The 22,184-nt window shown below is 53.2% G+C and carries 27 protein-coding genes; 11 read left to right on the forward strand and 16 right to left on the reverse strand.

From position 1 onward, the window contains the following. Positions 1 to 7 precede the first annotated feature (7 nt). The 4 genes from VE954_RS23350 to VE954_RS23365 are packed head-to-tail and all read right to left on the reverse strand — an operon-like array spanning position 8 to position 3,233. Positions 8 to 721: a beta-ketoacyl synthase chain length factor gene (locus VE954_RS23350; protein WP_324957315.1), complete on the reverse strand. Its 714-nt coding sequence runs from the start codon at positions 719 to 721 to the stop codon at positions 8 to 10. Continuing rightward, a complete protein-coding gene (locus VE954_RS23355; protein WP_324957317.1) occupies positions 721 to 1,821 on the reverse strand; it encodes a beta-ketoacyl synthase N-terminal-like domain-containing protein in 1,101 nt (366 codons plus the stop codon). Before VE954_RS23355 ends, VE954_RS23350 begins: the two co-directional genes overlap by 1 nt. Positions 1,822 to 1,823: 2 nt before the next feature. Then, a complete protein-coding gene (locus VE954_RS23360) occupies positions 1,824 to 2,108 on the reverse strand; it encodes a phosphopantetheine-binding protein (RefSeq protein ID WP_324957319.1) in 285 nt (94 codons plus the stop codon). A 27-nt stretch (positions 2,109 to 2,135) separates the two neighbouring features. Then, the gene (locus VE954_RS23365) at positions 2,136 to 3,233 is read right to left on the reverse strand and encodes a class I SAM-dependent methyltransferase (protein WP_324957321.1); all 1,098 of its coding nucleotides are present in this window, start codon (positions 3,231 to 3,233) and stop codon (positions 2,136 to 2,138) included. Between the two features lie 244 nt (positions 3,234 to 3,477). On the opposite strand from VE954_RS23365, the gene VE954_RS23370 reads away from it, so the two are divergent. Continuing rightward, positions 3,478 to 4,533 carry a glycosyltransferase family 9 protein gene (locus VE954_RS23370; protein WP_324957323.1) on the forward strand — a complete coding sequence of 352 codons (1,056 nt, stop codon included), beginning with the start codon at positions 3,478 to 3,480 and terminating at the stop codon, positions 4,531 to 4,533. Here VE954_RS23370 and VE954_RS23375 read toward each other — a convergent pair. Then, a complete protein-coding gene (locus VE954_RS23375; protein WP_324957325.1) occupies positions 4,530 to 4,949 on the reverse strand; it encodes a VOC family protein in 420 nt (139 codons plus the stop codon). The genes VE954_RS23370 and VE954_RS23375 overlap by 4 nt on opposite strands. 143 nt (positions 4,950 to 5,092) lie before the next feature. On the opposite strand from VE954_RS23375, the gene VE954_RS23380 reads away from it, so the two are divergent. The 3 genes from VE954_RS23380 to VE954_RS23390 all read left to right on the forward strand — a co-directional run bounded on the left by VE954_RS23380 (position 5,093) and on the right by VE954_RS23390 (position 7,224). Then, on the forward strand, positions 5,093 to 5,584 hold the full coding sequence (locus VE954_RS23380) for a glycoside hydrolase family 108 protein (RefSeq protein WP_324957327.1): 492 nt from the start codon (positions 5,093 to 5,095) through the stop codon (positions 5,582 to 5,584). 144 nt (positions 5,585 to 5,728) lie between these two features. Continuing rightward, the gene (gene grxD, locus VE954_RS23385) at positions 5,729 to 6,046 is read left to right on the forward strand and encodes a Grx4 family monothiol glutaredoxin (RefSeq protein ID WP_324957329.1); all 318 of its coding nucleotides are present in this window, start codon (positions 5,729 to 5,731) and stop codon (positions 6,044 to 6,046) included. Positions 6,047 to 6,072: 26 nt separating this feature from the next. After that, on the forward strand, positions 6,073 to 7,224 hold the full coding sequence (locus VE954_RS23390) for a cystathionine gamma-synthase (RefSeq protein WP_324957331.1): 1,152 nt from the start codon (positions 6,073 to 6,075) through the stop codon (positions 7,222 to 7,224). Positions 7,225 to 7,270: 46 nt separating this feature from the next. Here VE954_RS23390 and VE954_RS23395 read toward each other — a convergent pair whose 3' ends face one another. The 9 genes from VE954_RS23395 to VE954_RS23435 form a co-directional block, all read right to left on the reverse strand. Next, positions 7,271 to 7,942, reverse strand: coding sequence for a hypothetical protein (locus VE954_RS23395; protein ID WP_324957333.1), 672 nt, complete (start codon positions 7,940 to 7,942; stop codon positions 7,271 to 7,273). Positions 7,943 to 8,176: 234 nt separating this feature from the next. Further along, positions 8,177 to 8,665, reverse strand: coding sequence for a hypothetical protein (locus tag VE954_RS23400; RefSeq protein WP_324957334.1), 489 nt, complete (start codon positions 8,663 to 8,665; stop codon positions 8,177 to 8,179). Between the two features lie 56 nt (positions 8,666 to 8,721). Beyond that, positions 8,722 to 9,849: a Fic family protein gene (locus tag VE954_RS23405; protein WP_324957336.1), complete on the reverse strand. Its 1,128-nt coding sequence runs from the start codon at positions 9,847 to 9,849 to the stop codon at positions 8,722 to 8,724. 234 nt (positions 9,850 to 10,083) lie between these two features. Next, the gene (locus VE954_RS23410) at positions 10,084 to 10,557 is read right to left on the reverse strand and encodes a phosphoglycerate mutase family protein (RefSeq protein ID WP_324957338.1); all 474 of its coding nucleotides are present in this window, start codon (positions 10,555 to 10,557) and stop codon (positions 10,084 to 10,086) included. Positions 10,558 to 10,595: 38 nt separating this feature from the next. Further along, positions 10,596 to 12,776 (reverse strand): PEP/pyruvate-binding domain-containing protein, encoded by a 2,181-nt coding sequence (locus VE954_RS23415; RefSeq protein ID WP_324957340.1) that lies wholly within the window; start codon positions 12,774 to 12,776, stop codon positions 10,596 to 10,598. A 178-nt stretch (positions 12,777 to 12,954) separates the two neighbouring features. After that, positions 12,955 to 13,377 carry a hypothetical protein gene (locus VE954_RS23420; protein WP_324957342.1) on the reverse strand — a complete coding sequence of 141 codons (423 nt, stop codon included), beginning with the start codon at positions 13,375 to 13,377 and terminating at the stop codon, positions 12,955 to 12,957. 18 nt (positions 13,378 to 13,395) lie between these two features. Next, positions 13,396 to 14,244: a TIGR02587 family membrane protein gene (locus VE954_RS23425; protein WP_324957343.1), complete on the reverse strand. Its 849-nt coding sequence runs from the start codon at positions 14,242 to 14,244 to the stop codon at positions 13,396 to 13,398. 59 nt (positions 14,245 to 14,303) lie between these two features. Beyond that, positions 14,304 to 14,567 (reverse strand): DUF2999 family protein, encoded by a 264-nt coding sequence (locus tag VE954_RS23430; RefSeq protein WP_324957345.1) that lies wholly within the window; start codon positions 14,565 to 14,567, stop codon positions 14,304 to 14,306. Between the two features lie 18 nt (positions 14,568 to 14,585). Then, positions 14,586 to 15,215: an SCO family protein gene (locus VE954_RS23435; protein WP_324957347.1), complete on the reverse strand. Its 630-nt coding sequence runs from the start codon at positions 15,213 to 15,215 to the stop codon at positions 14,586 to 14,588. 138 nt (positions 15,216 to 15,353) lie between these two features. Here VE954_RS23435 and bamE point away from each other — a divergent pair, with 138 nt between their 5' ends. The 4 genes from bamE to VE954_RS23455 are packed head-to-tail and all read left to right on the forward strand — an operon-like array spanning position 15,354 to position 18,267. Continuing rightward, positions 15,354 to 15,698: an outer membrane protein assembly factor BamE domain-containing protein gene (gene bamE, locus VE954_RS23440; RefSeq protein WP_324957349.1), complete on the forward strand. Its 345-nt coding sequence runs from the start codon at positions 15,354 to 15,356 to the stop codon at positions 15,696 to 15,698. Between the two features lie 26 nt (positions 15,699 to 15,724). Continuing rightward, on the forward strand, positions 15,725 to 16,732 hold the full coding sequence (moaCB, locus tag VE954_RS23445; protein ID WP_324957351.1) for a bifunctional molybdenum cofactor biosynthesis protein MoaC/MoaB: 1,008 nt from the start codon (positions 15,725 to 15,727) through the stop codon (positions 16,730 to 16,732). 13 nt (positions 16,733 to 16,745) lie between these two features. Beyond that, positions 16,746 to 17,990, forward strand: a complete 1,245-nt coding sequence (locus VE954_RS23450; RefSeq protein WP_324957353.1) for a molybdopterin molybdotransferase MoeA — start codon at positions 16,746 to 16,748, stop codon at positions 17,988 to 17,990. Between the two features lie 10 nt (positions 17,991 to 18,000). Next, positions 18,001 to 18,267, forward strand: a complete 267-nt coding sequence (locus tag VE954_RS23455) for a MoaD/ThiS family protein (protein ID WP_324957354.1) — start codon at positions 18,001 to 18,003, stop codon at positions 18,265 to 18,267. A gap of 7 nt (positions 18,268 to 18,274) precedes the next feature. On the opposite strand, the gene VE954_RS23460 is transcribed toward VE954_RS23455, so the two are convergent. Next, positions 18,275 to 18,814 carry a response regulator gene (locus tag VE954_RS23460; RefSeq protein ID WP_324957356.1) on the reverse strand — a complete coding sequence of 180 codons (540 nt, stop codon included), beginning with the start codon at positions 18,812 to 18,814 and terminating at the stop codon, positions 18,275 to 18,277. A 156-nt stretch (positions 18,815 to 18,970) separates the two neighbouring features. Between VE954_RS23460 and VE954_RS23465 the strand changes: the two genes are divergently transcribed. Together VE954_RS23465 and VE954_RS23470 are read left to right on the forward strand one after the other, a co-directional pair. Continuing rightward, the gene (locus VE954_RS23465; RefSeq protein WP_324957358.1) at positions 18,971 to 20,560 is read left to right on the forward strand and encodes a hypothetical protein; all 1,590 of its coding nucleotides are present in this window, start codon (positions 18,971 to 18,973) and stop codon (positions 20,558 to 20,560) included. Between the two features lie 82 nt (positions 20,561 to 20,642). Next, positions 20,643 to 21,029: a DoxX family protein gene (locus VE954_RS23470; protein WP_324957360.1), complete on the forward strand. Its 387-nt coding sequence runs from the start codon at positions 20,643 to 20,645 to the stop codon at positions 21,027 to 21,029. On the opposite strand, the gene VE954_RS23475 is transcribed toward VE954_RS23470, so the two are convergent. Next, complete coding sequence (locus VE954_RS23475) at positions 21,026 to 21,652, reverse strand: hypothetical protein (RefSeq protein WP_324957362.1); 627 nt, start codon at positions 21,650 to 21,652, stop codon at positions 21,026 to 21,028. The genes VE954_RS23470 and VE954_RS23475 overlap by 4 nt on opposite strands. A gap of 177 nt (positions 21,653 to 21,829) precedes the next feature. Here VE954_RS23475 and VE954_RS23480 point away from each other — a divergent pair, with 177 nt between their 5' ends. Beyond that, on the forward strand, positions 21,830 to 22,162 hold the full coding sequence (locus VE954_RS23480) for a hypothetical protein (RefSeq protein ID WP_324957364.1): 333 nt from the start codon (positions 21,830 to 21,832) through the stop codon (positions 22,160 to 22,162). Positions 22,163 to 22,184 lie beyond the last annotated feature (22 nt).

Consider the following 22,184-nt stretch of genomic DNA (forward strand, 5'->3'; position numbering starts at 1 on the left):
TGAGGGATCAAGGTATCGGGAGCCATTGCGTGACCAGGCTTTCTCCTGAAAGGGAGCGGACCATACGGGCCGCAGCCGGAATTCCCTGGTTCAGGAGCCAGGGGGGAATCCGTGAATCATCTTCGGTAAAAATCTCGGGACGATGGATGGTGAAATCTTCCAGCGCGCCGTCGCGACAAAAATCAAGCACACGCCAGGCTTGTTCGGCATGGTGGCTCAAGAGTAAAATTTCCGCCTGGGCCCGGTCCGCACCGTTCTGACCCAAATATTCATGGGCGTGAATCACAAATCCCATCGAGTCGAGTCCGTAGGCGATCCTTTGCTGGGCCATCTGCAGGCAGTTATCCGCGGATAAAAATCCACCGGACAGAGCATAACAGGGATGGCGAATGCTGTGCGTCATCGACAGATAAGCCAGCGCTGCATTTTGCACGGAATGCTGAAATTCCTTGGGTGAAACAGGCAGATCATGATCCATAATCGCCCGCGTAACCTGCAGCATGGCGCTCAGTTCGCCAAAACCGCTCGAATAAAAGATCGGCGCATTCTGCTCGCGTGCCTGGGTCATGACCGCAGGAGCCATAGCATCCAATGCAGCAAAGGCCTGCACCACAGATTTTTGCAGAGCGGTCATGCGGCGAAAAAATGGCGACGACAGTCGCAACTGACTGTCTGGTGTCCATCTCTCCGAAAACGCCGCCGCAAGATAAACCTTATTCATCACGAATCCGTCGCAAAAAGCAGGGAAATATTGCTGCCACCGAAGCCGAAGGAATTGCTGAGGCCCTTTTTAAGCCCCTTTTTCTTCAGCATGGCCACCGTGATGGCAGCTTCCAACGCCCCGGCTGCACCCAGATAGTGACCGGTTAAACCCTTGGTGGCATGCAAACGGTCCAGGTTGCCAAATAATTGAGATACGGCCTCGCCCTCGGCAGCATCGTTGCCTTCGGTGCCCGTCCCGTGAGCGTTGATGTAGTCCACACGATCGGGTTGCCAGTTCGCATTTTGCAAAGCCATGTCCATGGTTCTCTGCATCCATATTCCATGAGGGGCTGGCTGCACCATGTGATGCGCTTCCGAAAGGGCCGCATAGCCCCGCACAGAGGCGATGACTTCACCTTGGGGCTGACCTTCCAGGAGCAAGAGAGCGCCGCCCTCACCCAGATTGATCCCTTTACGGTTCGGGGCAAATGGCTGGCAGAAATCGTGGTCGAGAATCTGCAAACTATCAAAGCCATGCAGGGTCACGCGATTCAGGATATCGATGCCACCAGCGATAGCCACGGGACATATTCCGGAGCGCACAGCGTCATAGGCCTGGCCGATGGCCTGAGCGGCGGCGGCGCAGCTTGATGAGAAGGTAAATTGGGGTCCGCGCAAGGGAAAGGCGGCTCGCATTTCCTGGGTGATCCAAACCTGCTGCATATCGGGAGATAAAAATTCCAGCAAAGGCAGCTGCGTGGTCCGATGCTGGGCAAGCGCTGCGAAAAATCCATCAATGCCGCAGGTGGTCGTGCCTAAAAAAAGGCCGATGTCACGGGGCCTATAGCGCTGAAACACCTGGGTGTCGGCAGCCAATTGATCGATCATGCCCAACATCACACGGCGCATGACCCGATCGGATTTCAAACGATCGGCCGTCGGCACCTGCCAATCATCCAGAGGCAATTCACCAAGAGGCGCAGCAATCCATTCCGCATAGCGATGACTCTTGTGAAGGCCTGATTGGTGCCGAAGGATAGCCTCACCAAGATCGTGCCAGCGTCGACCGAGCGCCGACGCGATACTGATTCCGGTGATGCTGACGCTGGAGCTTCGCATGATTAATTCGCTGTTTGCAGCTGGCTGTGATGAATGGCTTGAGCAATGGTGCTGACATTCCGCAGAACATTGCGCCCGATTTCGTCGTTACGCACCTTGATCGCATAGCGTTTATCCAGGGCTACGACCAGCTCCAGAATATCGATGGAATCAAGTCCGAGGCCATCCTGAAAAAGCGAAAGCTGGTCATCAATGCGATCGGGCGTCATACCTGGCAGATTGGAGACTTCAAGCAGCAGCTGCTTAATTTCACTTTTGATTTCTTCGACTGACTTTTGCACCGGCATAATTTTCTCAACCTCCAAACGTGTCTCTCAGGAATCCTGGTGCGGCCTCAGCACCATTAAACTGTGGCTGATGCCCAGATTGTCGATGATGTTCTCCAGACGGAAACCGGCCTGGTGGGTCAGGCGAACAATCGTTCGGGTGTCATACATTTTACTTTGACCATTGGCAATGGCAGTGAAATAAGGCGACGTCTGCAACAAACAGTACGCTGGCACTTTCGGCTGCCGATCCCAAAACGTATCCAGGATGAAAAGACGCCCACCGGGGGTAAGCGAGGATCGTGCCAGCTGCAAAATTCTAACAACATCCTCTTCACCGAAACAAACCAAAAACTGGCTCATCCACACCGCCTGAAATCCCGAAGGCAAAGTGGCATGAGGTGCGAGCAGGTCCACGGGATGGTAGCTCAATCGTTGCCGCCAGGGCTCCTCATGGGTTTGTGCCTCGGCCAGCCCAATTTGGGAAGGCAGGTCCGCTATGGTGACTTTCAGCTGGGAACGGGTCGTCAGACAGGATCTGGCAAAGCGTCCCGTATTGCCGCCAATATCGAGCAGATGATGCACCTCCTCCGCGAAGATCATAGGCAGTGCCGCGGCAAATGCCGAATCCGAATAGTAGTGATCAAAAGCCAGCCACGATTGGCGAATGTGTTCGGGTAACTCGCTGATGCCCTCATAAAGGGTAGGCCAGGGTCCAAGCTCTTTCAGTCCCGCAGGCTGACCTGTTTTTAAGGCTTCTTCCAGATGAAAAAGGCCTTTAAAACAGACGTCATAGATGAAATCAAAATTAACTGCGGTCATGGTATCCATGGCCAGCACGTGCCCGAGTTTGGTCAAATGAAATTGGTCATCCTGTTGCCGCAGCGCGCCCATGGCCAGGGCGGATTCAAAAAGGACACGGATGGCGTAGGGACTCAGATCAAGACGTTCCGCAGCGGCTCCAATGCTCAGGCCGTCGCCGACAGATTCTTCAAGTGCAGCCAGGATTCCCATGCGCTTCATCGCCATGCAAACCATGAAACTGACGGGCGCAAAGGCAAGTTTCTGTGCTTCCAGCATGGCTTCTTCAAGATTTTGCCGTCCAGGAGCAAAGCGGGGCGACTGATTGAATGCGGAATCAAGCACAGAAAACTCCTTGCAATGACTGGGGCGCCGCCCGTTTCAAGCCTGGACCCATTGCGGCGTCCGGACTTGAAGGGCGTTGACAGATAACGGCAAAAGATCTTAGGTTCAAAAGAGATAGACAGGCAGCTTGTTCCCGGACAGGGAAAAATTTCACGCCGTCAGCAATGAATCCTTGGGATCTTGAAGAAGATTAGCGTTTGCACAAGGGGCTGGCAAGCACAACGAATTGACAGGTAACGCCCGGATGAACCCAAGACTTGATACTGTGCAGAATCTAATCTGGATCCAGACCAGTTTTCTCGGTGACATCATTTTGCAAACAGCGGCTTTGAATTATGTGCAGCGGGAGCATCCTTCGATTCGCCAGTATCTGATCACGACTCCGCTTGGCGCCAGGGCTTTGGCCGGGCATCCGTCCCTGTACAAAATTGTGGTCTTTGATAAGCGCGGACGATCCATGCACAAGGCGGTTCAGTCGGTAAAAAGCGACTTGCGGGAGTGTGGACGCGAAGCGACGGTCCTGCTCCAGGCGCATCGCAGTGTGCGCTCCAGTCTTTTGGCCCGAGCTTTGGGTTTTTTTTCCGTGACGTATGATGAAACCCGCCTCAGTTTTCTTGCGCATCGACGCGTACCGCGGGTGGCTGTGCTGCATGAAACGCAGCGAATCAGCCTTTTGCTGGAGCCTTTGGGCGCGTCACGCGATCGGCTTTTTGCCAGCTTGCCGTCGCTGACTCCGGTCGCAACGCCCTTGGTGAATGAGCTGAAACAGAAGGTCGCCGGGCAGGGGTTGATTGGTATCGCACCGGGCAGTGTATGGGGTACCAAACGCTGGCCTGTTTCGCATTTTATTGAGATGGGCCGGCTTTTATTGGAACGGACGGATCACACGCTTTTGATTCTAGGCAGTCAGGACGAGCAGGCAGCGGCGTCATCCATGGAGCAGGGGCTCTCGACCTCGGCATCCCGCGTGATTAACCTTGCCGGTCGCACCAGTTTGGATGATCTGCGCGGTCTTTATCCGCAACTGAACCTTTTGGTGAGCAACGACTCCTCGCCTCTGCATTATGCATCCGCATTTCAGATTCCGACCTTGGCCATATTCGGAGCCACCGTCCCCGGTTTAGGATTCGGGCCTTTGGCGCCGCAACGATTGATCGCTGAAGTCGATCTGGAGTGTCGACCCTGCAGCGATCACGGTCCGCAGGAATGTCCGCTCGGCCATTTCAAATGTATGAAGACGCTTCTGCCTGAACGCGTGGCGTCAATGGCGCTCGGACTTTTGTCGGCGGCCCAGGTCTAGAAGGAAATTTTCACGGAATCGCCGCTCCGTCGGGCGGGACCATGATAGACCGCTTCAATGTTATTGCCATCGGGATCCAGCACAAACGCCGCATAATATCCAGGATGATAGGGCCTCGCTCCGGGCGGACCGTTGTCGCGACCACCGGCTTTGATCCCGGCCGCATGAAATTTTTGCACCGACTGCTCATCATGGGCTTGCAGCGCGAGATGCACGCGACCGGTGAGTTGTCCCTGCGCCGCCGGGCTTTCTTTGGATGAAATAAAAAGTTCGTCGGCCCAAAGATGATCCGACGCTTCACCGCCCAAAGGAATATCCAGGGCTGAAAGGATCGAGCGATAGAATTTCTTGCTGGCCTCGATATCATTGGCCACGATTTGGACATGATCGATCAGCCGTCCGCGATAGATATCCATTGTGTTCCCCCTTTTCTGTCCTTCACCATATAAAGAAAAAATGCTGAAATCCACAGCCAATACGGGAAAATCCAATTCGTGGACTTACCCACTTTGCGGAGCGCCGCTCCTCATGCATACTGGGGGAAAGCCGGAGGCCCACCATGACATTTGACGAAATGATTGAGTTCATTATCGATCGTATTGAGAAAGGTTATGCCAACCATCCTGCTGATAACGGAGGGGAAACCAATTGGGGCATCAGCGTTCGTGCGCATCCTCGATTGAAAGGTCGCATGAAAAGTTTGACCAAGGATGAAGCCAAGAAAATCTATCGCACGGATTATTTCACGCCGGCCCAGATTGCCAAATATCCAGCCAAGGTTCGCCAGGCTGTGTTCGACGGCGCGATCAATCATGGTGTCATCAGCAACAACAAGGTCGTCCAGAGATCGTTAAACCGCCTGGGTCATAAGCTGACCGTGGATGGCGTATTGGGTCCTCTGACATGGGCAGCCTTGAAACAATCTGATCCTTTGACTTTCCTTGCGACCTATAGCCGGCAGCGCCTGGAACTCTTTAAAAAGCACGAAGACTATGACTGGGCGGGCCCTTCCTGGGAGTATCGACTTTTCCTGATGTGTGCCGCGTCGTAATGGCGGAAATTTCTGTCGCTTTGGCGAGCTGAAGTCGAATTCCATCGCGAAAAACCTTTCCCCACCCTTGGCCCTTGTATTAGGTTAGGCAGGCAAAATCCCCATCCTGGGGCGCCATCTTTTTGAACGGGAAAGGATATCACCATGGGTGAACAGGAAGCTCTTGCTACCATAAAAAACGACGTGGAAGGCAATAAGGTTTTTCTTTACATGAAAGGCACTCCTGAATCGCCACAGTGCGGATTCTCTGCCCAGGTTGTTCAGGTCTTGAAAAATTACGGTGTGAATTACAGCACACGCAATGTTCTGGAAGACTGGGACATCCGCGAAAGCATTAAAAAGTACGCCAACTGGCCGACGATCCCCCAGCTTTATGTTAAAGGCAAATTTGTTGGCGGCTGTGATATCGTTTCGGAAATGCATCGCAAAGGCCAACTGGCCGACGTTCTCAAGGACTTGTAAGCCATTGCAGTTAAGGAAGTGTGAGTATGAGCATTCGCCCCTCTGATTTCACCAAAGTCGTGCATGCCGGTGTGGAACCTGATCCGCGCACAGGCGCGATCATGACCCCGATCTTTCAAACCTCGACCTATGTGCAGGAAGCACCCAACCAGCACAAAGGTTGGGATTACTCGAGAGCCGGAAACCCGACTCGTGATGCTTTGGAGGAAGCGTTTGCTGCTCTGGAAGGAGCCAAATACGGTTTGGCTTTTTCCTCGGGCCTTGCGGCTGAACAAGCCATCATTCAGATCCTCAACCCAGGCGATCACGTCCTGGTCTGTGATGATGTTTACGGTGGGACGGGTCGCCTGTTTCGGCGTCTGTTTGCCAAGTATAATCTGACCTTTGATTTTATCGATATGACTGCGGTCAAGAATGTCGAAGCCGCTATCAAACCGAATACCCGCCTTGTGTGGGTCGAAACTCCGACCAACCCGTTGCTGAAAGTGATTGATATCGAAGCGGTCGCGAAGGTTGCGCATAAGGCCTCCGCGGTTGTGGTGGTGGATAACACCTTTGCCTCACCGATCTTTCAGTCGCCTTTGGAAATGGGCGCCGACATCGTGGTGCACAGCACGACGAAGTATATCGGAGGTCATTCCGATATCATCGGCGGTGCGGTGATGCTCAACGATGACAAACTCCATGAGCAGATCAAGTTCGTTCAATTCGCTGGTGGTGCGGTTCCTGGACCTTTCGAGTGTTTCCTGCTCCTTCGCAGTGTGAAAACGCTGGCTGTTCGCATGGAGAAGCATGACGTCAATGCCATCGCTGTGGCTCGTTACCTGGCTGAACACAGTCGGGTGAAAGAGGTCTTCTTCCCAGGCTTGCCTTCCCATCCGCAGCATGCTCTGGCAAAAAAGCAGATGCGTGGTTTCGCGGGCATGGTGTCATTCAACTTGAAAGGCAGCTATGACGAAGTGGTGAAATTTCTGCAAAAACTCAAAGTCTTTTCGCTGGCGGAAAGTCTGGGCGGAGTGGAATCGCTGGTGAATCATCCTGAGAAGATGACCCATGCGTCGGTCCCGGAAGAGATGCGCAAGCAGCTTGGTATCGGACCCAACCTGATTCGTCTGTCGTGCGGTATTGAAAGCGCGGATGATCTGATCAAGGATTTGGATCAGGCTTTGAAAAGCTGACAATTCATGACGCCGAAGGCCAAAAGGCCTTCGGGCTCCTGCCCTGTTATTTCCTCAGAAGTGTCGCCTCGGTAGAGTCGGCATCGATAAGGGTCCATTCACAACTGCCATCATGAGTTCGCCCGTCCCAAGGCGCGGCATGGATCAAGCAATCATCAATGACAATACGAGTTGTGGTATCCGGCGCATAAGCCGTGTTTGCTCGTTTGGCAATGAAACGGAGCGCAGTATTCTGCAGCAAGCGCAGCGTTAGCATGTCACCTGTCGTTGCAGTCAGATTATCCAGGCATAAGGTTGACGAGATGGGCTTGGGAGTAAAGCTGATTTCCACGGATGTCGTGTGGAAATCGATTTGAGCCTTGAGCGGTGCCGTTCCCAACTTGTCGGTTGCAATCACGAGCTGCACACCCGTGCAGGGCACGTCAGGTGCAGGCGGTGGTGGTGGCGACGCCGGGAGCGCCGGCGGAGGGAGCGCCGGCGGTGGCGGCAGTGGAACCTCGACAGGAACAGGAAGATCCATAGGTATCGGTTCGATCGCGTCAGGGCTTTGAGGCCTGGGCTGTTCGACTGGTGGAGATGCATCGGGGACGGGTTGAGCGTCTGCTGATACCACGATCGGTCCGTGGTCGGTCGGAACGAAAGTTTCAGTTTTTTTGAATTTGCAGGCTGACACTGTTGCCAGCAGGGAAGCACCCAGCACTATCACGCGAAGTATCACGTTGCCGTCTCCTGAGAACCGTGGCCAAGGATTTATTTATGTTTAAATCTTGCAAATTTGTGGCCAGAAGTCAGGGGGTAAATTTTACTTTAACGGGTTATCAATCATGGGGTTAAAGGCGGAAGAAAGGCTGAATGGGAGGGTCAGGGTATCCAGAGCATCAACACTGTTTGCTGTCAAAACAGGTGTTGGTGCCTGGGTGCTTACGAGAGGTAAGATTGATACCTTACAAGGCTACTCGCAGGGGATTTCGATCTTAATTTCCTTATTGTCATCTTCAGGAACAAAGATGAGGGTGCGAACCTCGGGATAGCAGAAGTGAACCCACTGCCCAACATCAGCCGTGATGCTATACTCAACACCTGCTACCACAGCCCCATCTTTGACCTGAAAAACGGGCGCTTCAAATGTATCGCCCATGGGCACGTTGATGGTTTTTCCGGTCACTGCATTGGTTATAACGGCCGCATAATTTCCACCTGTGACCTTATAAGTTCGGCACACACCCGGAACTGAGCATTCTTCAAATGTGGCTGTGGCTGTGGCTGTGGCTGTGTCTTCGGAATCTGCACTCCATGACGTCACACCGCTTGCAGCGGAAGGTGCGTTCAGAAAATCGGTATCATCCTCGAAATAGTTGGGATTTGACTGGGCGCTCAGAGGCGTTGACATCATCGAAGCGAGAGCAGCAGCTTTAACGACATGTGATGCAAGAAATTTCATAATACACTCCGCAAAATTTAATTGAATCCCCAAGAAGGCCTGAACCTACTCGGTATCTACAACAGTGGGCCAGCCTGAAAAGATTGTTCATGAGCAAATACCAGTTCATCAATCTGCTGCCAGGCTTGAAAGATGATAGGTGCGCTCAGAATCTGCGTGCCAATTGGCTTCTTTAGGTCACGCAGCTCCAAAACACCAGCCAAAACCAGTTTTTCAATCGCAGCGGAAAATCGAGCGTCGCTCCATCCCGCAGGCAATGACAGACAGCTATTGGGAATGATGGGCTGCTGCCAAAGGTCTTTGCAGATCAATCTCAAGTCGTCGGATGCGTCGAACGCTGCCAGGCCTGAGTAGAGCCGGCACTCAGCATGGGCAATGATGGCATCAACCTCGGCCTTGAAACTTTCCGACAACTCGAAGGCTTCTTTCCAGTAACGATGCCTCAAACCCATGTTGCCTGTGATACCAAACTGGTCCAATGCATCAAGATAGCTTTTTTCGTTGCGCAAACGATAAAGGCTGAGGCTTACATAATCGGGATTGACCTTATCAATCATCCCATCCATCAGGACCCGGGCCGTTCGGCCGTTGCCATCGCAGAAGGGATGAATGGCCAGAAGCTGGCTATGAACCGTAATGGCTTTTGCCATCGCATGTACGGAAACGTCGTTGGCAAATTCGGCAAGATCACACATCAGTGCTGGTACCGCCTCAGGCCTAGGGGGTATGTATCGAGGATTTCGAGGATCACCAATGGAGTTCTGCTTGTTGCGCAGCTCGCCCGACTGTGGATGGTTCTGGTTGACCAGTTTATTGATCTGACAGACAAGATTTACCGAGATCTCCGCAGAGTTGACTACGTGACGAAAGGCCTGCAGATATAAATCGATTTGATGACGTAATCGACGAGCCTCACGATCGCCGTTATCGATGCCAGCTGACACGAGAGCGAGTCGTTTTCGCGAGATGGATCGATCCTCTCGCAAGGCCTTGTCGCCACACCAATAACGAGCCAGGAATCGCCCCAAGGAGAATCCTGATGTGGCCCATTGTCTTGAGTCCAACTGAAAATTAGAGTCCCGGTAGTTAGGATTTCGACGTTCAACAAAACCTAACTCCAAAGGAGTTGCCTTGACAGCGGATGAAACCTTTAATCTTTCCATTTCAACCACGACCTTAATCATTCGTCCAATAACCCCTAGGTCCAGGAGTGGAGCCGCGGGATATGCGCCGTCCATGGTGGCAAAGCAAAATCAAAGCCATTGCGTTGAACATGGATACGACTGGGTTTTTTATCGCCAAAATGTTGCGGGAGTTCCCGATGTCCTGTTTCCTGGATAGACCTGTGAGGTCTGTCCAGATATAAAGACATTCTCTAAACAAAGGGGTTAGAGGGTCTTTTTTCACAAGGGGCAGGATTAATAGCGCAGAATGCTCACAACCGCTGTGGGTTTGGATAGAGTCACGATCACCAGCCGATCGAATTCGTTGTCCGCGAGCTGCCATTTCACAGGCACGCCTAGAGCTTTCACCAGGTCGGCGACCGTGTTGGAGTGCCCGACGACCAGCGCGGAACTGCTGCTTTTATCGGCCAGAAGTTGACTCGCAAACTTAGCAAGATCCTTGTCAGCGACAACAGTTTTGATCTTCAAAAGATCGGCGAGGGGAGCGGCGGTATTTTGCGTGCGCTGAAATTCTGTGGCAAAGATCGCCTGCACGTCGGCGTCCTTGAGGTGAAGCGCGAGGTCCAAAGCCCGCTTTTTTCCCTGCAGACTAAGGGGCGGATCGCGGCTGTCGTCCTGTTTTTCAGCATGACGGACGATGAAAAGAGTTTGAAAGGCTAGCGCCTGGGTCGAGATCAGACAAGTGAAGACCAAAAACCACGTTTTCATGCGCTAGCCTCTTTTATGGAACAGCCAAAAGCTGATGTTTAACGTCCGCTGAATTCACGAACCTGCTTCAAAACGAACTCGCCATTTTGCAGGAATTTCATCTCCATGTCGAGGGCCTTTGGTTTCGCGGCATCCCATGACACGCTTGCGCAGTCCTTGGCATAATACGACCGACCCTTGGCTCGGCAATAGGCTTCTTCGACCTTCCTGGCCATCAGTGCCATCTGAATCGTGGTCTCACGTGGCAGGACGGTGGTGCTCATGACAGCTTCTTCGGGTCTGGGCTTGGCAAAACGCAGGGTCGTGAGTGACGCAGGTTCGGCATCGCCGCTGACGGCGTAAAGGGATTGCTCGCTCCAGCTGCCCGGAACCGGATTGGTCACGGTGTTATTATCCTTCTGAACCGACAGCGTGTAACCAAAGACATCGGCGCTGTTGATCACGCGGGTGACGACGACCGAATTGGCTGCAACCGGCGATTCCGTATCATAGGTCGGCAGAATCGCGAGACCCATGGCAACGCTGGCGTGATCGATGCGAGCGAAGCTGCGTTCTTCAATGGCTCTTTTATTCCAGAGCGAGGCATAGACACCTTTGATGGCGCAAGCAAAGGTCTTGGGTTTTACCTTCATCTTGGCCACTTCACCTTCATCCTCATCAGGAACCAGAATGCAGCTATGTTCCGCGTTGTCCTTGGTGGAGACTTTAGCCGCGTAGCTGTCATGCAAACCGGCTCCATCGAAGCCTTCGATATCTTCGGCGTTGGCGCTTGAACGGACCTTCCACTTGTCGACTTCAGGCGCGAGCTGCTGCGCGAGGCCTAAAACCTGGGTTAAGTTTTGTGCTGGGAGTTCACCATTCAGGATCAGCTGGCGAATCTCAGCCGCAGCCGCGTTGCGATCAGCAGAAGAAAGCAGTCCGGATCGTTCTTTTTCAATCAAAACCGTGAGCTTTTCCTTGATGGCCGCATTGGCTGGCAAATCCATGAAGTCCTTATAGAACTGCAAAGGCACAGCATAGCCCAGAGGAACCGGATCATAAGTTAAAGGCGCGGCTTGAGGCAGGCTGCGGTTACGGAAGATCTCTTTCAAAAAGCCAAGATTGGCTCCCTTGCCACCAAATTGCTCGCTGGCCTTGAGGCAGTCCGCGGGACGATTGGTACACATGCCGGCAAAACTTTGCGAGCTATTCGAGGATTTCCAACGCAGGGCCATCCAGGGCTTTTGAACCTTGGCGCGGTAACGTGCCGCCACTTCTTCGGGTGTGCTGGCTTTGATCGACCAGCCTTGGGAAGTCACTTTCAGGTGGATGGGTTGATCGATCCACTTTTTAAGTTGAAGGTGTTCGAGACCCGCATCGCGCAGAACCATGTTGGGTGTGTTGCGTTCTTTGGATTTCAGGTTGATATGGGAATTGGTGTCCTGGTAGGCGCGCGTGATGGTAGCGGCGACCACGGAAAGGTCCAGGGGCAATTCATCGAAAACTGGAATATCGGTGGGGACGAGACTTTCCTGATCTTTGGGGAAAAGGCGGAGATAGCCCCAGGCTTCGCCCTGATGCAGGGGAATATAAGAAATGTCACCAAGAATGGCGTTCAAGCTGAGGCTCAGTACCTTGGCCTGAGCCAATTCATTTTGGATCGTAGCCGTGGTCTGCTGATCACCGGTCGCTACAAAAGCCAGGCTCATGGTGGGCAGCGACACCGCGGCGCGCACGATGCGGGTCAGACTCAGGATTTCCGCTTCCTGAGCCACGTCCTGGGGGTAAAGCTGAATACCCAAAACGGGACCCTTGTCTTTCAGCCTATAGCTCGCCAAAGTTCCGGCGACGAAAGTTTTATCGTGCGAAAAATAGGTTTGGTCGTTGAAGGTGTTCACGCTTCCTTGAAAGCGCAGAGCCTCGACGGCAAAGTCATAGTGATAGCGGGAGCATTCCAACTGACTTTGCGTACGACAGCGACCGCTGAAATTGCCATTCATAAAATAAACCGCAGGCCTTGCCGGATTGCGTCGATCAATCAAGAATTTTAGTGAGCGTCCACCCTGGACAATCCCCGATCCTTCGCGGGATAGACTGGTGAACGTCGCCTGATCTTCGATTCGTGTACGATAGAGTTCCGTAGTGCGCGCGGCAGCCAGCATAGCAGAACCACTGTCCTTGGGCGCGCCGCAGCCACTGAACATAAGGACCAGGACCAGAAATCCGAGCCGAGAAAACATGAAAGCTCCTGACAAAGTCTTTGAATGAATGCCCTGGCTATCAGGAACCCTGGATTCCAACAAGGAGCATTTTGTCAGGAATATTCACCGTTCTGGTTGGTTGGGTGGTCAACCAGAAGAATGCTGCTGCCTGGTCTTGACGATAACATTGAGGAGCCTGAAATTGTTCAACTTTGAATCAAGGCTCCTGATAACCCAGAGCCCGAATTTCCAGTTCGAGTGACTGAGGATTCCGGCTAAAAAACAAACCACCCTCTTTGGTGGAATGGGCTGGGACGTAATCGAAGGTCACCTGGCTGGTTTCAACGTCCTTGTCGCCGTCGCGCAGAACGCCTTCGATGACAACGCCGGCGGCGCTGGAGCCTCCCTGATTGAGGGCCTTGATGGGAATCAGAAAACCGCGGGTTTGCCTGATAGGGGAGTCGGCTTGAATCTGGATTTCGGGGGCGGAGCCATTGTCCTTCCAGGCGTCAAATATATTGTAGAGAATCAATCCCGAGACGATGAGACCGCCGAGGATCGCAAAGGTCCATTCCAGCAGCGGCGTGCGAGGTTGCTGCGCTTCGCCGAGAGGCCTGGACTGCTTGCTGCTGTTATCCATCACGTTCGTTCCTGATATTTAGATGATGAGTCGGGCTGCTGAGGCACCGATCGCGGCTGGAAATCCTAGCACGACGATGACAGACACGATTTCTCCAGCCGCCAGACCATTCATTCGACCGAAAATCCATAGGACGAACAGGCAAATGCCGAGGGCCAGGGCATATCCAGTGACCGTAAACCGCAGAAAAATTCGCCAGTGCGATAGGCCGTCGGGGATTTCCTCTTCGCCCCTGAAGTTGGCTGCATAAACGAAGGCATGCATAAGCGCCAGTGAGAAGACGGAGAGGAGAATCGACTGCCAATGCTTCATTTGGTGGGCGATGAGGAGGATCTCCTCGGTGGGCGCGACGCTGAAGGTCAGAAAGAGCGAACCCACCGCCATCAGGAACATTTCGCCCCCATAGCTGCTACTGCGTTCCTGTTCCTGGTCACGCTGCCCACCGAGCTGACTTTGCGAGAGAAGAGCACCAATACTGGCCGGGATGGTCTGGACCTCAATCGTGTTGAGCACTTCACTGAAAGGCATTTCAGCATGGATGAGACCCAGCAGCAGCAGCACCACGGCCGAGGTCATAAATCCGACAGCCAAAGCCACGAAGGCATCAATGGTATCGTCCTTCCAACAAAATGTTTTTTCAAATCCAACGACGTGGGACATGCCAACCAACAGAGGCAAGCTGATGACAAGGAGCAGGGCATGGTGCCAGGAACTGACGGATGTTCCGAGTGTCCACATCTCCATGGTCATCAGCAGGGGCATCGAGAATATAATGGCACCAGCCTCAGCGCGCGCCAGGCCTCTGAGAAAGTGTCGGTTGGGTCCGAGGGGGGAGCAGGCAGGATCCTGTGAGCTACCATTTTTCAATGCGGATCCTTGGCAAAGAGAAGGCACCCTCAACGCGAGGGTGCGTGAGGGAAGGAAAATCATTTTCCCTTGAGTTTTTCCAAACCATCCTGCACCGATTTCAGTGTGGATTCATCCGCACCAAATTGTTTCGCCAGATCCATGAGAACGCTGGGGTTGGCCATGACAGCCATCATAAGCTGCTGCAGTACCTGAGGTGGGATGCCGAGCTCCTGGACCTTGCTCATGGCCGCGAAAGGATTATCCTGGGCGGCTTTGGCCACTTCCTGGAGCTTTTCGGGGGCGATGTTCAAACCTTGAATCATGGAGAGCAAATCTTGCATGAGAAACTCTTTTCCTGATTAAAAAATACCGAATCGCTTGGGGCGACTCAGTGATTTCAGATCCTGGGCAAGACGCCCTTTGGCCAGCGGTGGTGTGTAAAGCACCTGCCATTTACCTTCCGGGTTGATCACAAAATACTGGGGGCTATGCGCCATCGTATAAAGACCGACCTCACCCAGGCCTTCCTTGGCAAAGGTGGCTTTAATCAGACCTGCAAACTGCTTAATGTCATCCAAATCGCCTGTGACCGGACGGATGGCCGTATGGAAATTTTGAACGTACTTTTTCAAAACTTCCGGTGTGTCGCGTTCCGGATCGACCGTGATAAAAACAAATTGAATCCGATTACGGCTGTTGAGCGGCAGCGCATTGAGTTCATCGCGAAAGGCCGCCAGTGTCACCGGACAGACGTCGGGACAATGCGTGAATCCGAACGACAGAACGGTCCATTTGCCAAGGACATCGGCTTTCCGAAAGGGTTGACCGTAAACATCGACCAGATTGAAGTCGCCGATTTTCTGCGCGGGAATCAATTCAGTCCCGGCAATGGCAGCATCGTTCCGGGAACTGTTTTTAAAGAATAGGAAGAGAACAAGGGCAAAAAGAATACCGACCAGGGCCAGCGTCCGATGGGGGATTTTTGGCATTTCCTGACTCCGTCAAAAACCGTTAATGAGTGACCCAAAGGTCGTAGCATAGGCCCTGGTAAAGACCAAGTTGATATTTGACGAGGGACGGCATCTAGGGAAGTATAGGGCACGTAACACGCAAAAGGAGTCCCCTATATGCAAAGCCGCCAAATGAAAAGCCGTCTGATGCTGCCTGTCCTGGTTTTCTGTGGTCTCCAGACGGCCTGTGTCACACGTGGCCGTGATTTCTCGTCCGACCTTAGCTGGGTCAAAAAAGGCCAGACCACTCAAAGCGACGTAACCCGCCTTTTGGGCGAACCGACGGCTATTGGTAATACTGGCGGAGTTCCGACCTGGACTTATGGATTCTACGACTATCGCCTCTTCGGTGAGAGTGATACGAAGGAGCTCAAGTTCTATTGGAATGGTGACAGGATTCAGGACTTTTCGTTCAACTCGAGCTTTCCTCAGGATCGCAAACGTTTGATGTTCGGCAAGTAAAGCTCGACCCACGCAGGGAGGATGCCATGGAAGCCACTTCAGGTTCCAATTTTCGCATGATCGATGTGAGCCCTAAAGCTGTGACGCATCGGCGTTCGTTGGCAGAAGGCCGCATCTATTTGAGTCCGCTGGTGTTCGAGAAAGTCAAAAGCCGAACTCTACCGAAAGGTGATGCTCTGGTTTTGGCCGAAGTCGCGGGCATCATGGCTGCGAAAAACACGGCCCTGCTCCTGCCTCTCTGTCATCCTCTGCCGATCGAAGCAGTGTTCGTGACGTGCGAACTCGAACCTGACGAGCAGGCCGTGCGGGTGCGTTGTGAAGTGACCACATCGGCGAAAACCGGAGTGGAAATGGAAGCCCTGGTCGGTGTGCAGGCGGCTTTGCTTTGCATCTATGATCTCAGCAAAGGAACCGATCCGGTGATTCGGATCGGCGATGTCACGCTTCTGGAAAAAGAGGGTGGCAAATCCGGCTTCTGGCAACATCCGCTTCACGCCAAACGCGTGATGAAGGAACGGCAAAAAACACCAGAGCCGCATTTGAATAATATTCGCGTGACCATCGTGACGATCAGCGACAGCTGCTATGAAGGCTCGGCTGATGATACCTCGGGATCATGGCTGGTCGAACGCTGTGAAGCCAGCGGTGCCATGATCAGCAAACAATACCTCGTCCCTGATGAAGTGGATTCCATTCGCCAGGTTGTGATGGAAGCGGTGGAGACGCATCGTTCCGATCTCATCCTGACGACGGGCGGAACAGGACTCTCGCCGCGCGATATTACGCCGGAAGCTCTCAAAGGCATTTGGGATCGGGAAATTCCCGGCTTCGGTGAGCTGCTGCGGAGTTCCGGAGCACGGCATACACCTCTGGCTTTTTTAAGCCGTTCGGGTGCCGGCACCATTGGATCCAGTCTCGTGATCACGCTGCCTGGCAGTTTGAAAGCAGTCAAAGAAGGTTTGGAGGCCTTGCTGCCTCTCCTGCCTCACGCGTTTCATGTCACGCGGGGTGGGCGACACGACAACCCATCTTGATGAGGATACAAACATGCTGAGTTATCAGGATGCCCATGCGATCGTCAGAATACGTGGCCATGAACGGCAAATGTATCGGTTGGATGACAGGCGGGATGTCCCGCTCTTTTCGGCCCAAGGCCACATTCTTGCGGATGAATTGCGAAGTCCCGAAGCTGTGCCGGCCTTTGATAATTCGGCGATGGACGGTTATGCCGTGCGTGCTGCCGACCTAGCTTTAGCCACCGAGGACTCGGCGGTCGCGCTGCCGCTTCTGGGCACTCTGGCCGCTGGAGACGAGCCCAAAGCGTTTCATGAACACGGTGCCGTGGAAATCATGACCGGTGCTCCGGTCCCAACAGGAATCTTTGATGCGGTTATCCGGGTCGAGGATACGGAAAAAGATCGCGAGCACAATCAGGTTCTTTTCAAACGTTCGATTGGAGTCGGTGACAATATACGTCGTCGCGGTTCTGATTTCGATCGTGACCAGCCCTTGGCCGCACGCGGCCAAACCGTAACGCCTGAGTTGATGATGAGCGCGGCCAGTCTTGGACTTGATACTTTGCCCGTCCAGGATCCGCTTCGCATTGCTCTTCTGATCACCGGCCGCGAGTTGAGTCGATTCACGGATAAGGATCTGCGTGCCGGCATGATTCGGGATGCGTCAGGGCCTTTTTTGCAAGCCTCCCTGCATCGCCCCGACTTTGACCTCGTCGCTCATAAAATGCTGATCGATGATGCTGCCCTCTTTCAAGCGGAAGCGTTGAAGATTCTGGAGCTGCAGCCGGATATCATCATCAGCACCGGTGCGGTGTCGATGGGAAAATATGATTTCATCAAGGACAGCCTTTTGGAACTGGGCGCGGAGCTTCACTTTCATAAGGTGGCTATGCGACCTGGTAAACCCCTGCTGTTTGCCGAATGGCGCAATGGACCCGTATGGTTTGGTTTGCCCGGAAATCCTGTTTCCTCGGTGGTCGGCTGGCGCTTTTTTGTGGATCCTTATGTCCGGGCATTGCGAGGCCAGGCTCCTGAACAGCCGGCAACCGGACGGCTGAGTCAGCCTTATAAAAAGCCAGCGGCTCTGATCTGCTTTTTGAAAGCGCATTCGGAAGTGATCGAGGGTGCACTGCAGGTGCGAATTCTTGAAGGTCAAGGCTCGTATATGCTCAGTCCGCTCCTGAAAGCGAATTGCTGGGCCGCGTTGGACAGCGAAGCAGCCTATTTGGAACAAGGTTCTTTGGTCAAGGTTTATCCCTTGTCGGCTTTAGCTTGAGGAATATCCCATGCTGGAAATCAACATTCGCCTCTTTGGTGCCTTTCGTGACTTTGCCCAAAACCCTATGGTGATGCTGGAATGCGCGCCAGGCACCAGCATTGCTGAACTGAGGCAGCAGATGCAATCACGCCTGGAGAACATGCGGCCTGGGGCAGGGGTGGACGACCTGCTGAAGCAATCCGTTTTTGCCGATGAGCGGGCGATTCTGAGTGAGGAATTTCGTCTGGAGCGCAGTCAGGAGCTGGCGGTGATTCCGCCTGTTTGCGGGGGATAAGATTCCATCACGCGCGGCGTTCCAGAATTGCACGGATGCGGTCCATGACTTTGGCCGCTTCCGTGACGAGGAGGATGAGGTCGCGCGCTTTGATCGGTTTTTCCAAATAGTCAAAGGCTCCGAGAGCGAGCTGCTGCTGACGCGCCTGGTCATCAGGTGATCCGGTCAGGAATATCACAGGAACATAAATCGATCGCTGGCGAATGATGCGGAAGAAATCCGGACCATTCATCTCGGGCATATGATCATCGAGAACTATCACATCGACCGTATGATGAAGCAGGACCTCGAGGGCCTGACGTCCATTGGATGCCGTCAGTACTTTGAAGGGCGTGAATTGTTCGATGGCGCCTTTGGTGATTTCGACCATATCCGCATTGTCGTCCACCACCAGCACAGTTCCGGTCAGATCTTTACTCTCGGCAATGAGTTGATCCAGCGGCTTTTTATTTGATTTATGTCGGGCCCCCATGACGTCACCTCCACAGTTCATTTCGGTAAACGACATAAAGAGTTGAGGTCGGCCGGCGGACCCTGAAATAGGCATGTCCAATCCTATGGTGTCCTTGGTTTATTCCGATTAAATGTCGATTTAAATTCATGTGTTAGAGGGGACCCCGTAGGACCCATCATAGGCTATTTAGCGCCATTCCGGTATAATGGAGGGAAAAGTAAGAATCTCCGTTCGGACACAGGTGGGAACATGAACCGTCCAAGGCGCTTGTCCATTGTATTGGGAACTTTTGCGACCCTGCTCGTGGGCAGCTGCGAATGCCAGCGCACCGAATCGGAAGCGCGAGCCTATGCTGCACGAAGCGGTCCGGTTATTTATGCGACGGACCTTGTGGAACTTGAGGATATTCGTGATTTCTATAAACGGGTCTTTGGGGTGGATGCCTATACCACGGCCTGGAGCGAGCTGGATAAGTTCCGGAGTGGTGCGGTCGCCACCATCCGTATTCCCTATCTGGATACCTGGTATCCGGAGCGTACGGGCGGCACCGGCATTCCCGCGGGAAACCTGAGCGCCATGGTCAAGTATGATGCAGCCTTTAACGGTGGACAAAACAAAGCTGCCCAGTGGGAAAAGGATTTTCACAATCGGCCCACACCCAACTGGTATGGGCATTGTAACGGCACCGGGGTGACCGTATCCCGTTTCCAAAACCCGGCGCGCAGCGTCACCCGTCCCAAGGGTTGTACAGCTGGCAGCGCGGGCTGCACGGAATTTACACCGGCGGATATTCGGGCCCTGCTCGCGGAAATGAATATGAACGCGAAAGCCAAGTTTATTTCCGGCAATCGCTGTCGCCTCACCTTTGCGCAGATTCGGAGTCGTCCCATTGAACGTGCCATCCCGCAGGTTATGGACGAATGCGATGACGTGAATCCAGGCAGTTTCCATGCGGCGCTGGTGAATTTCATCGGTCGCCAGAAGCAGCCGCTGGTGTTCGATGAGCATCAGGATGAAGAAGTTTGGAACTATCCGATCTATAACTACGATTATACAGCGGAAGGTCCCTGGACCGAGGAGCAGGCGATCACGGCGCTGCGGAATTCAATCCGGGATCCGAACAATAATGCAGTGTCGGCTTTCCCGGCCATGGACAGCTGGATTTTCAATCCACGTGCGGTTTCATTTATGCACGTGAACCTGAACGTGACCTATCGTGAAGCCACCTTTGATACGACAGGTGCCGGCACCAAACCCGCTGGTAAAACGGTTGGCTATGAATATATCCTGGAACTGGATGGCAATAACAATGTGATCGGTGGGGAATGGATGGGGCCGTCACGGACCTATCATCCGGATTTCGTTTGGATGCCCTTCGAGCCGGCCGCGCCCACCGGTGATGATTCTCGCGGCAATGCATTTGTCAGCAACGCGGAAGTGACGAAACTTTGGGCGGAATCCGTGGGCCTCAATCCCGAGGATCCTTTTCACGACAAACCCAAGAACGCCTATGATGTCCGTCTCTTTCCCTTGGGCGACCTGACCTGGGGTGTGGTGCGCGGTTATTATCGTCTGCTGCTCGATGGACGCACAACCGGCACCGCCTTTCTGGGGAAGAAAACCCATCTGCGTCTAGAAACTCAGGAAATTCTGAAGGGTGACTCCACGGTGGAAGTTTCCCTGAATGGCCAGCCTCTGCCGGCCGGCAATATTCAGGATGGAAAACTGGATCTTCTGTTTGATTCCCCGCCCGGAATCAATCTTTTGACCCTGCGCTGGACCTCAGGACGTGTGGATACGGGTGAGTTGAATTGGGACTTCCGCTACTACGCTATGTGAGGCTGTTCAATATTTATCGCTTGGCCTTGGCGTCCTATCCGTGCTGTTATCAGGACCACTCAGGTCCTGATAGGAGACAAACATGGTTCGCAAGGTTCTACTGTATCTGCTCGCGCTGTTTATGATCGGCGGCGGGCTCACCCACTTCATCATGCCCGAATTTTACCTTCGTATGACGCCCCCCTATATCCCATACCCTGAACTCATGGTGTCGCTCAGTGGTCTCCTGGAAATTCTCCTGGGCCTCGCGCTTCTGATCCCTCAAACCCGCTCGATGGCCGCCTGGGGTATCATCATGCTGCTGATTGCTGTGTTTCCCGCCAACGTTTATATGTATACGCATTCCGAGCAGTGGCCGGAAATCCCGCCTGTTGCCACACTGATTCGGCTGCCACTCCAATTCGTTTTCATCGCCTGGGCCTGGCTCTTTACGCGGAAGAGTGCACCCCTCCTCCGTTTTAAGGGTTAGCTGGTCGGCGGTCCCTTATCCTGCTTCGGCGCTAAAAAACCATCTTCTTTCATTTTGAGGAGAAGGGTTTTGAAGACGTTTTCGAGGAGGATATCTTGAGCACGCAGGGGTAAGTGATCCTGGGAGGGCTCAGCAACAATCAGGGGCAGCCACTGGGTGAGAACGACTGAATCAGACAGCTGATACATCCTGCGCAGATTCCTGCCTTGCACCTGAGCCTCAATCCGAGCATCAAGGGTGATCCAGGATGGAATAAGGTATACGGTGACGCTGCTCAGGATGCCAAGAAACAAGACCCCAAGGTTTGTTGCACCATAGGTTTTCATATTCAGGATGAGGTTGGCGTCTTCCTTTCTGTCAACAAGGACGCAGCAGCCCGTCTGCTTCACGACGTCCTCAAATGCTTTCTTTCGTTCGGAAACATGATTTGCCTCAATATTTTCCTTGTTAAATGAAGTATCGATTTCAGCTGTCCAGCTACTGAAGATTTTGGTCTTGATATCACCTTGGAATTCCAGATCGCTGGCCTTGACCTTAGGGAGGCGGCCCGCAGGAGATGTTGCACAGTGAAATTGGATGAGCGAAAGCGAAAGGATGAAGAGAAAAGGCTTCAATTTTGGCATGAAGGCTCCTGGCTGATTCCATGAAGCTCTATCTTTTCTTAAACTGGTCATCGTTGCAATTCCAGATACGGTCATTTGCGTATCAGCGCATCCGGCTTGCGTCTTCCATCTAAAACTGCTATCTCCGCTTCCCCCTCCCGGCATCGAGCCCGGACGGATTGGAAAAAGGATTCGATCATGAAACATATCTACACAGTATTACTAGCGACTTTCCTGGCACCAACATCCCTGCTGGCGGGCCCTGCCGAGCAGGCTAAAGATATTTGCGATATCGTAGATGGTTACACGCAGGGCAGCTATCATTACTTCGATTGCCTGGATCATATCAAAAAAATTGATTCCACTTTCACGGAAGATCAAACGATTGATTACGTTTGTTCCGCTGTGGATACGTTTTACAATATGGACGTTTCGGACAAGGTCCGTTGCTATGGTGATGCCAAGGCCAAGGTGAGCCCTGTGGTATCGAGCTGCGAGACGAACAACCTATCCGAAAGCCTCTTGAAATAAGCAGACATGGTTAACCTCAGCG

The organism is Oligoflexus sp. (assembly GCF_035638955.1).
Taxonomy (GTDB): domain Bacteria; phylum Bdellovibrionota_B; class Oligoflexia; order Oligoflexales; family Oligoflexaceae; genus Oligoflexus.

Excerpts from the sequence above, each read along its gene's own strand:
- VE954_RS23375 (WP_324957325.1), bottom strand. The coding sequence starts at position 4,949 with ATGGATATCTATCGCGGACGGCTGATCGATCATGTCCAAATCGTGGCC.
- VE954_RS23380 (WP_324957327.1), top strand. The coding sequence starts at position 5,093 with ATGACATTTGACGAAATGATTGAGTTCATTATCGATCGTATTGAGAAA.
- VE954_RS23475 (WP_324957362.1), bottom strand. The coding sequence starts at position 21,652 with ATGCCAAAATTGAAGCCTTTTCTCTTCATCCTTTCGCTTTCGCTCATC.
- VE954_RS23350 (WP_324957315.1), bottom strand. The coding sequence starts at position 721 with ATGAATAAGGTTTATCTTGCGGCGGCGTTTTCGGAGAGATGGACACCA.
- moaCB (WP_324957351.1), top strand. The coding sequence starts at position 15,725 with ATGGAAGCCACTTCAGGTTCCAATTTTCGCATGATCGATGTGAGCCCT.
- VE954_RS23450 (WP_324957353.1), top strand. The coding sequence starts at position 16,746 with ATGCTGAGTTATCAGGATGCCCATGCGATCGTCAGAATACGTGGCCAT.
- VE954_RS23370 (WP_324957323.1), top strand. The coding sequence starts at position 3,478 with ATGAACCCAAGACTTGATACTGTGCAGAATCTAATCTGGATCCAGACC.
- VE954_RS23405 (WP_324957336.1), bottom strand. The coding sequence starts at position 9,849 with ATGATTAAGGTCGTGGTTGAAATGGAAAGATTAAAGGTTTCATCCGCT.
- VE954_RS23460 (WP_324957356.1), bottom strand. The coding sequence starts at position 18,814 with ATGCCTATTTCAGGGTCCGCCGGCCGACCTCAACTCTTTATGTCGTTT.
- VE954_RS23420 (WP_324957342.1), bottom strand. The coding sequence starts at position 13,377 with ATGGATAACAGCAGCAAGCAGTCCAGGCCTCTCGGCGAAGCGCAGCAA.
- VE954_RS23360 (WP_324957319.1), bottom strand. The coding sequence starts at position 2,108 with ATGCCGGTGCAAAAGTCAGTCGAAGAAATCAAAAGTGAAATTAAGCAG.
- VE954_RS23415 (WP_324957340.1), bottom strand. The coding sequence starts at position 12,776 with ATGTTTTCTCGGCTCGGATTTCTGGTCCTGGTCCTTATGTTCAGTGGC.
- VE954_RS23430 (WP_324957345.1), bottom strand. The coding sequence starts at position 14,567 with ATGCAAGATTTGCTCTCCATGATTCAAGGTTTGAACATCGCCCCCGAA.
- VE954_RS23465 (WP_324957358.1), top strand. The coding sequence starts at position 18,971 with ATGAACCGTCCAAGGCGCTTGTCCATTGTATTGGGAACTTTTGCGACC.
- VE954_RS23355 (WP_324957317.1), bottom strand. The coding sequence starts at position 1,821 with ATGCGAAGCTCCAGCGTCAGCATCACCGGAATCAGTATCGCGTCGGCG.
- bamE (WP_324957349.1), top strand. The coding sequence starts at position 15,354 with ATGCAAAGCCGCCAAATGAAAAGCCGTCTGATGCTGCCTGTCCTGGTT.
- VE954_RS23435 (WP_324957347.1), bottom strand. The coding sequence starts at position 15,215 with ATGCCAAAAATCCCCCATCGGACGCTGGCCCTGGTCGGTATTCTTTTT.
- VE954_RS23480 (WP_324957364.1), top strand. The coding sequence starts at position 21,830 with ATGAAACATATCTACACAGTATTACTAGCGACTTTCCTGGCACCAACA.
- VE954_RS23410 (WP_324957338.1), bottom strand. The coding sequence starts at position 10,557 with ATGAAAACGTGGTTTTTGGTCTTCACTTGTCTGATCTCGACCCAGGCG.
- VE954_RS23455 (WP_324957354.1), top strand. The coding sequence starts at position 18,001 with ATGCTGGAAATCAACATTCGCCTCTTTGGTGCCTTTCGTGACTTTGCC.
- VE954_RS23390 (WP_324957331.1), top strand. The coding sequence starts at position 6,073 with ATGAGCATTCGCCCCTCTGATTTCACCAAAGTCGTGCATGCCGGTGTG.
- grxD (WP_324957329.1), top strand. The coding sequence starts at position 5,729 with ATGGGTGAACAGGAAGCTCTTGCTACCATAAAAAACGACGTGGAAGGC.
- VE954_RS23470 (WP_324957360.1), top strand. The coding sequence starts at position 20,643 with ATGGTTCGCAAGGTTCTACTGTATCTGCTCGCGCTGTTTATGATCGGC.
- VE954_RS23400 (WP_324957334.1), bottom strand. The coding sequence starts at position 8,665 with ATGAAATTTCTTGCATCACATGTCGTTAAAGCTGCTGCTCTCGCTTCG.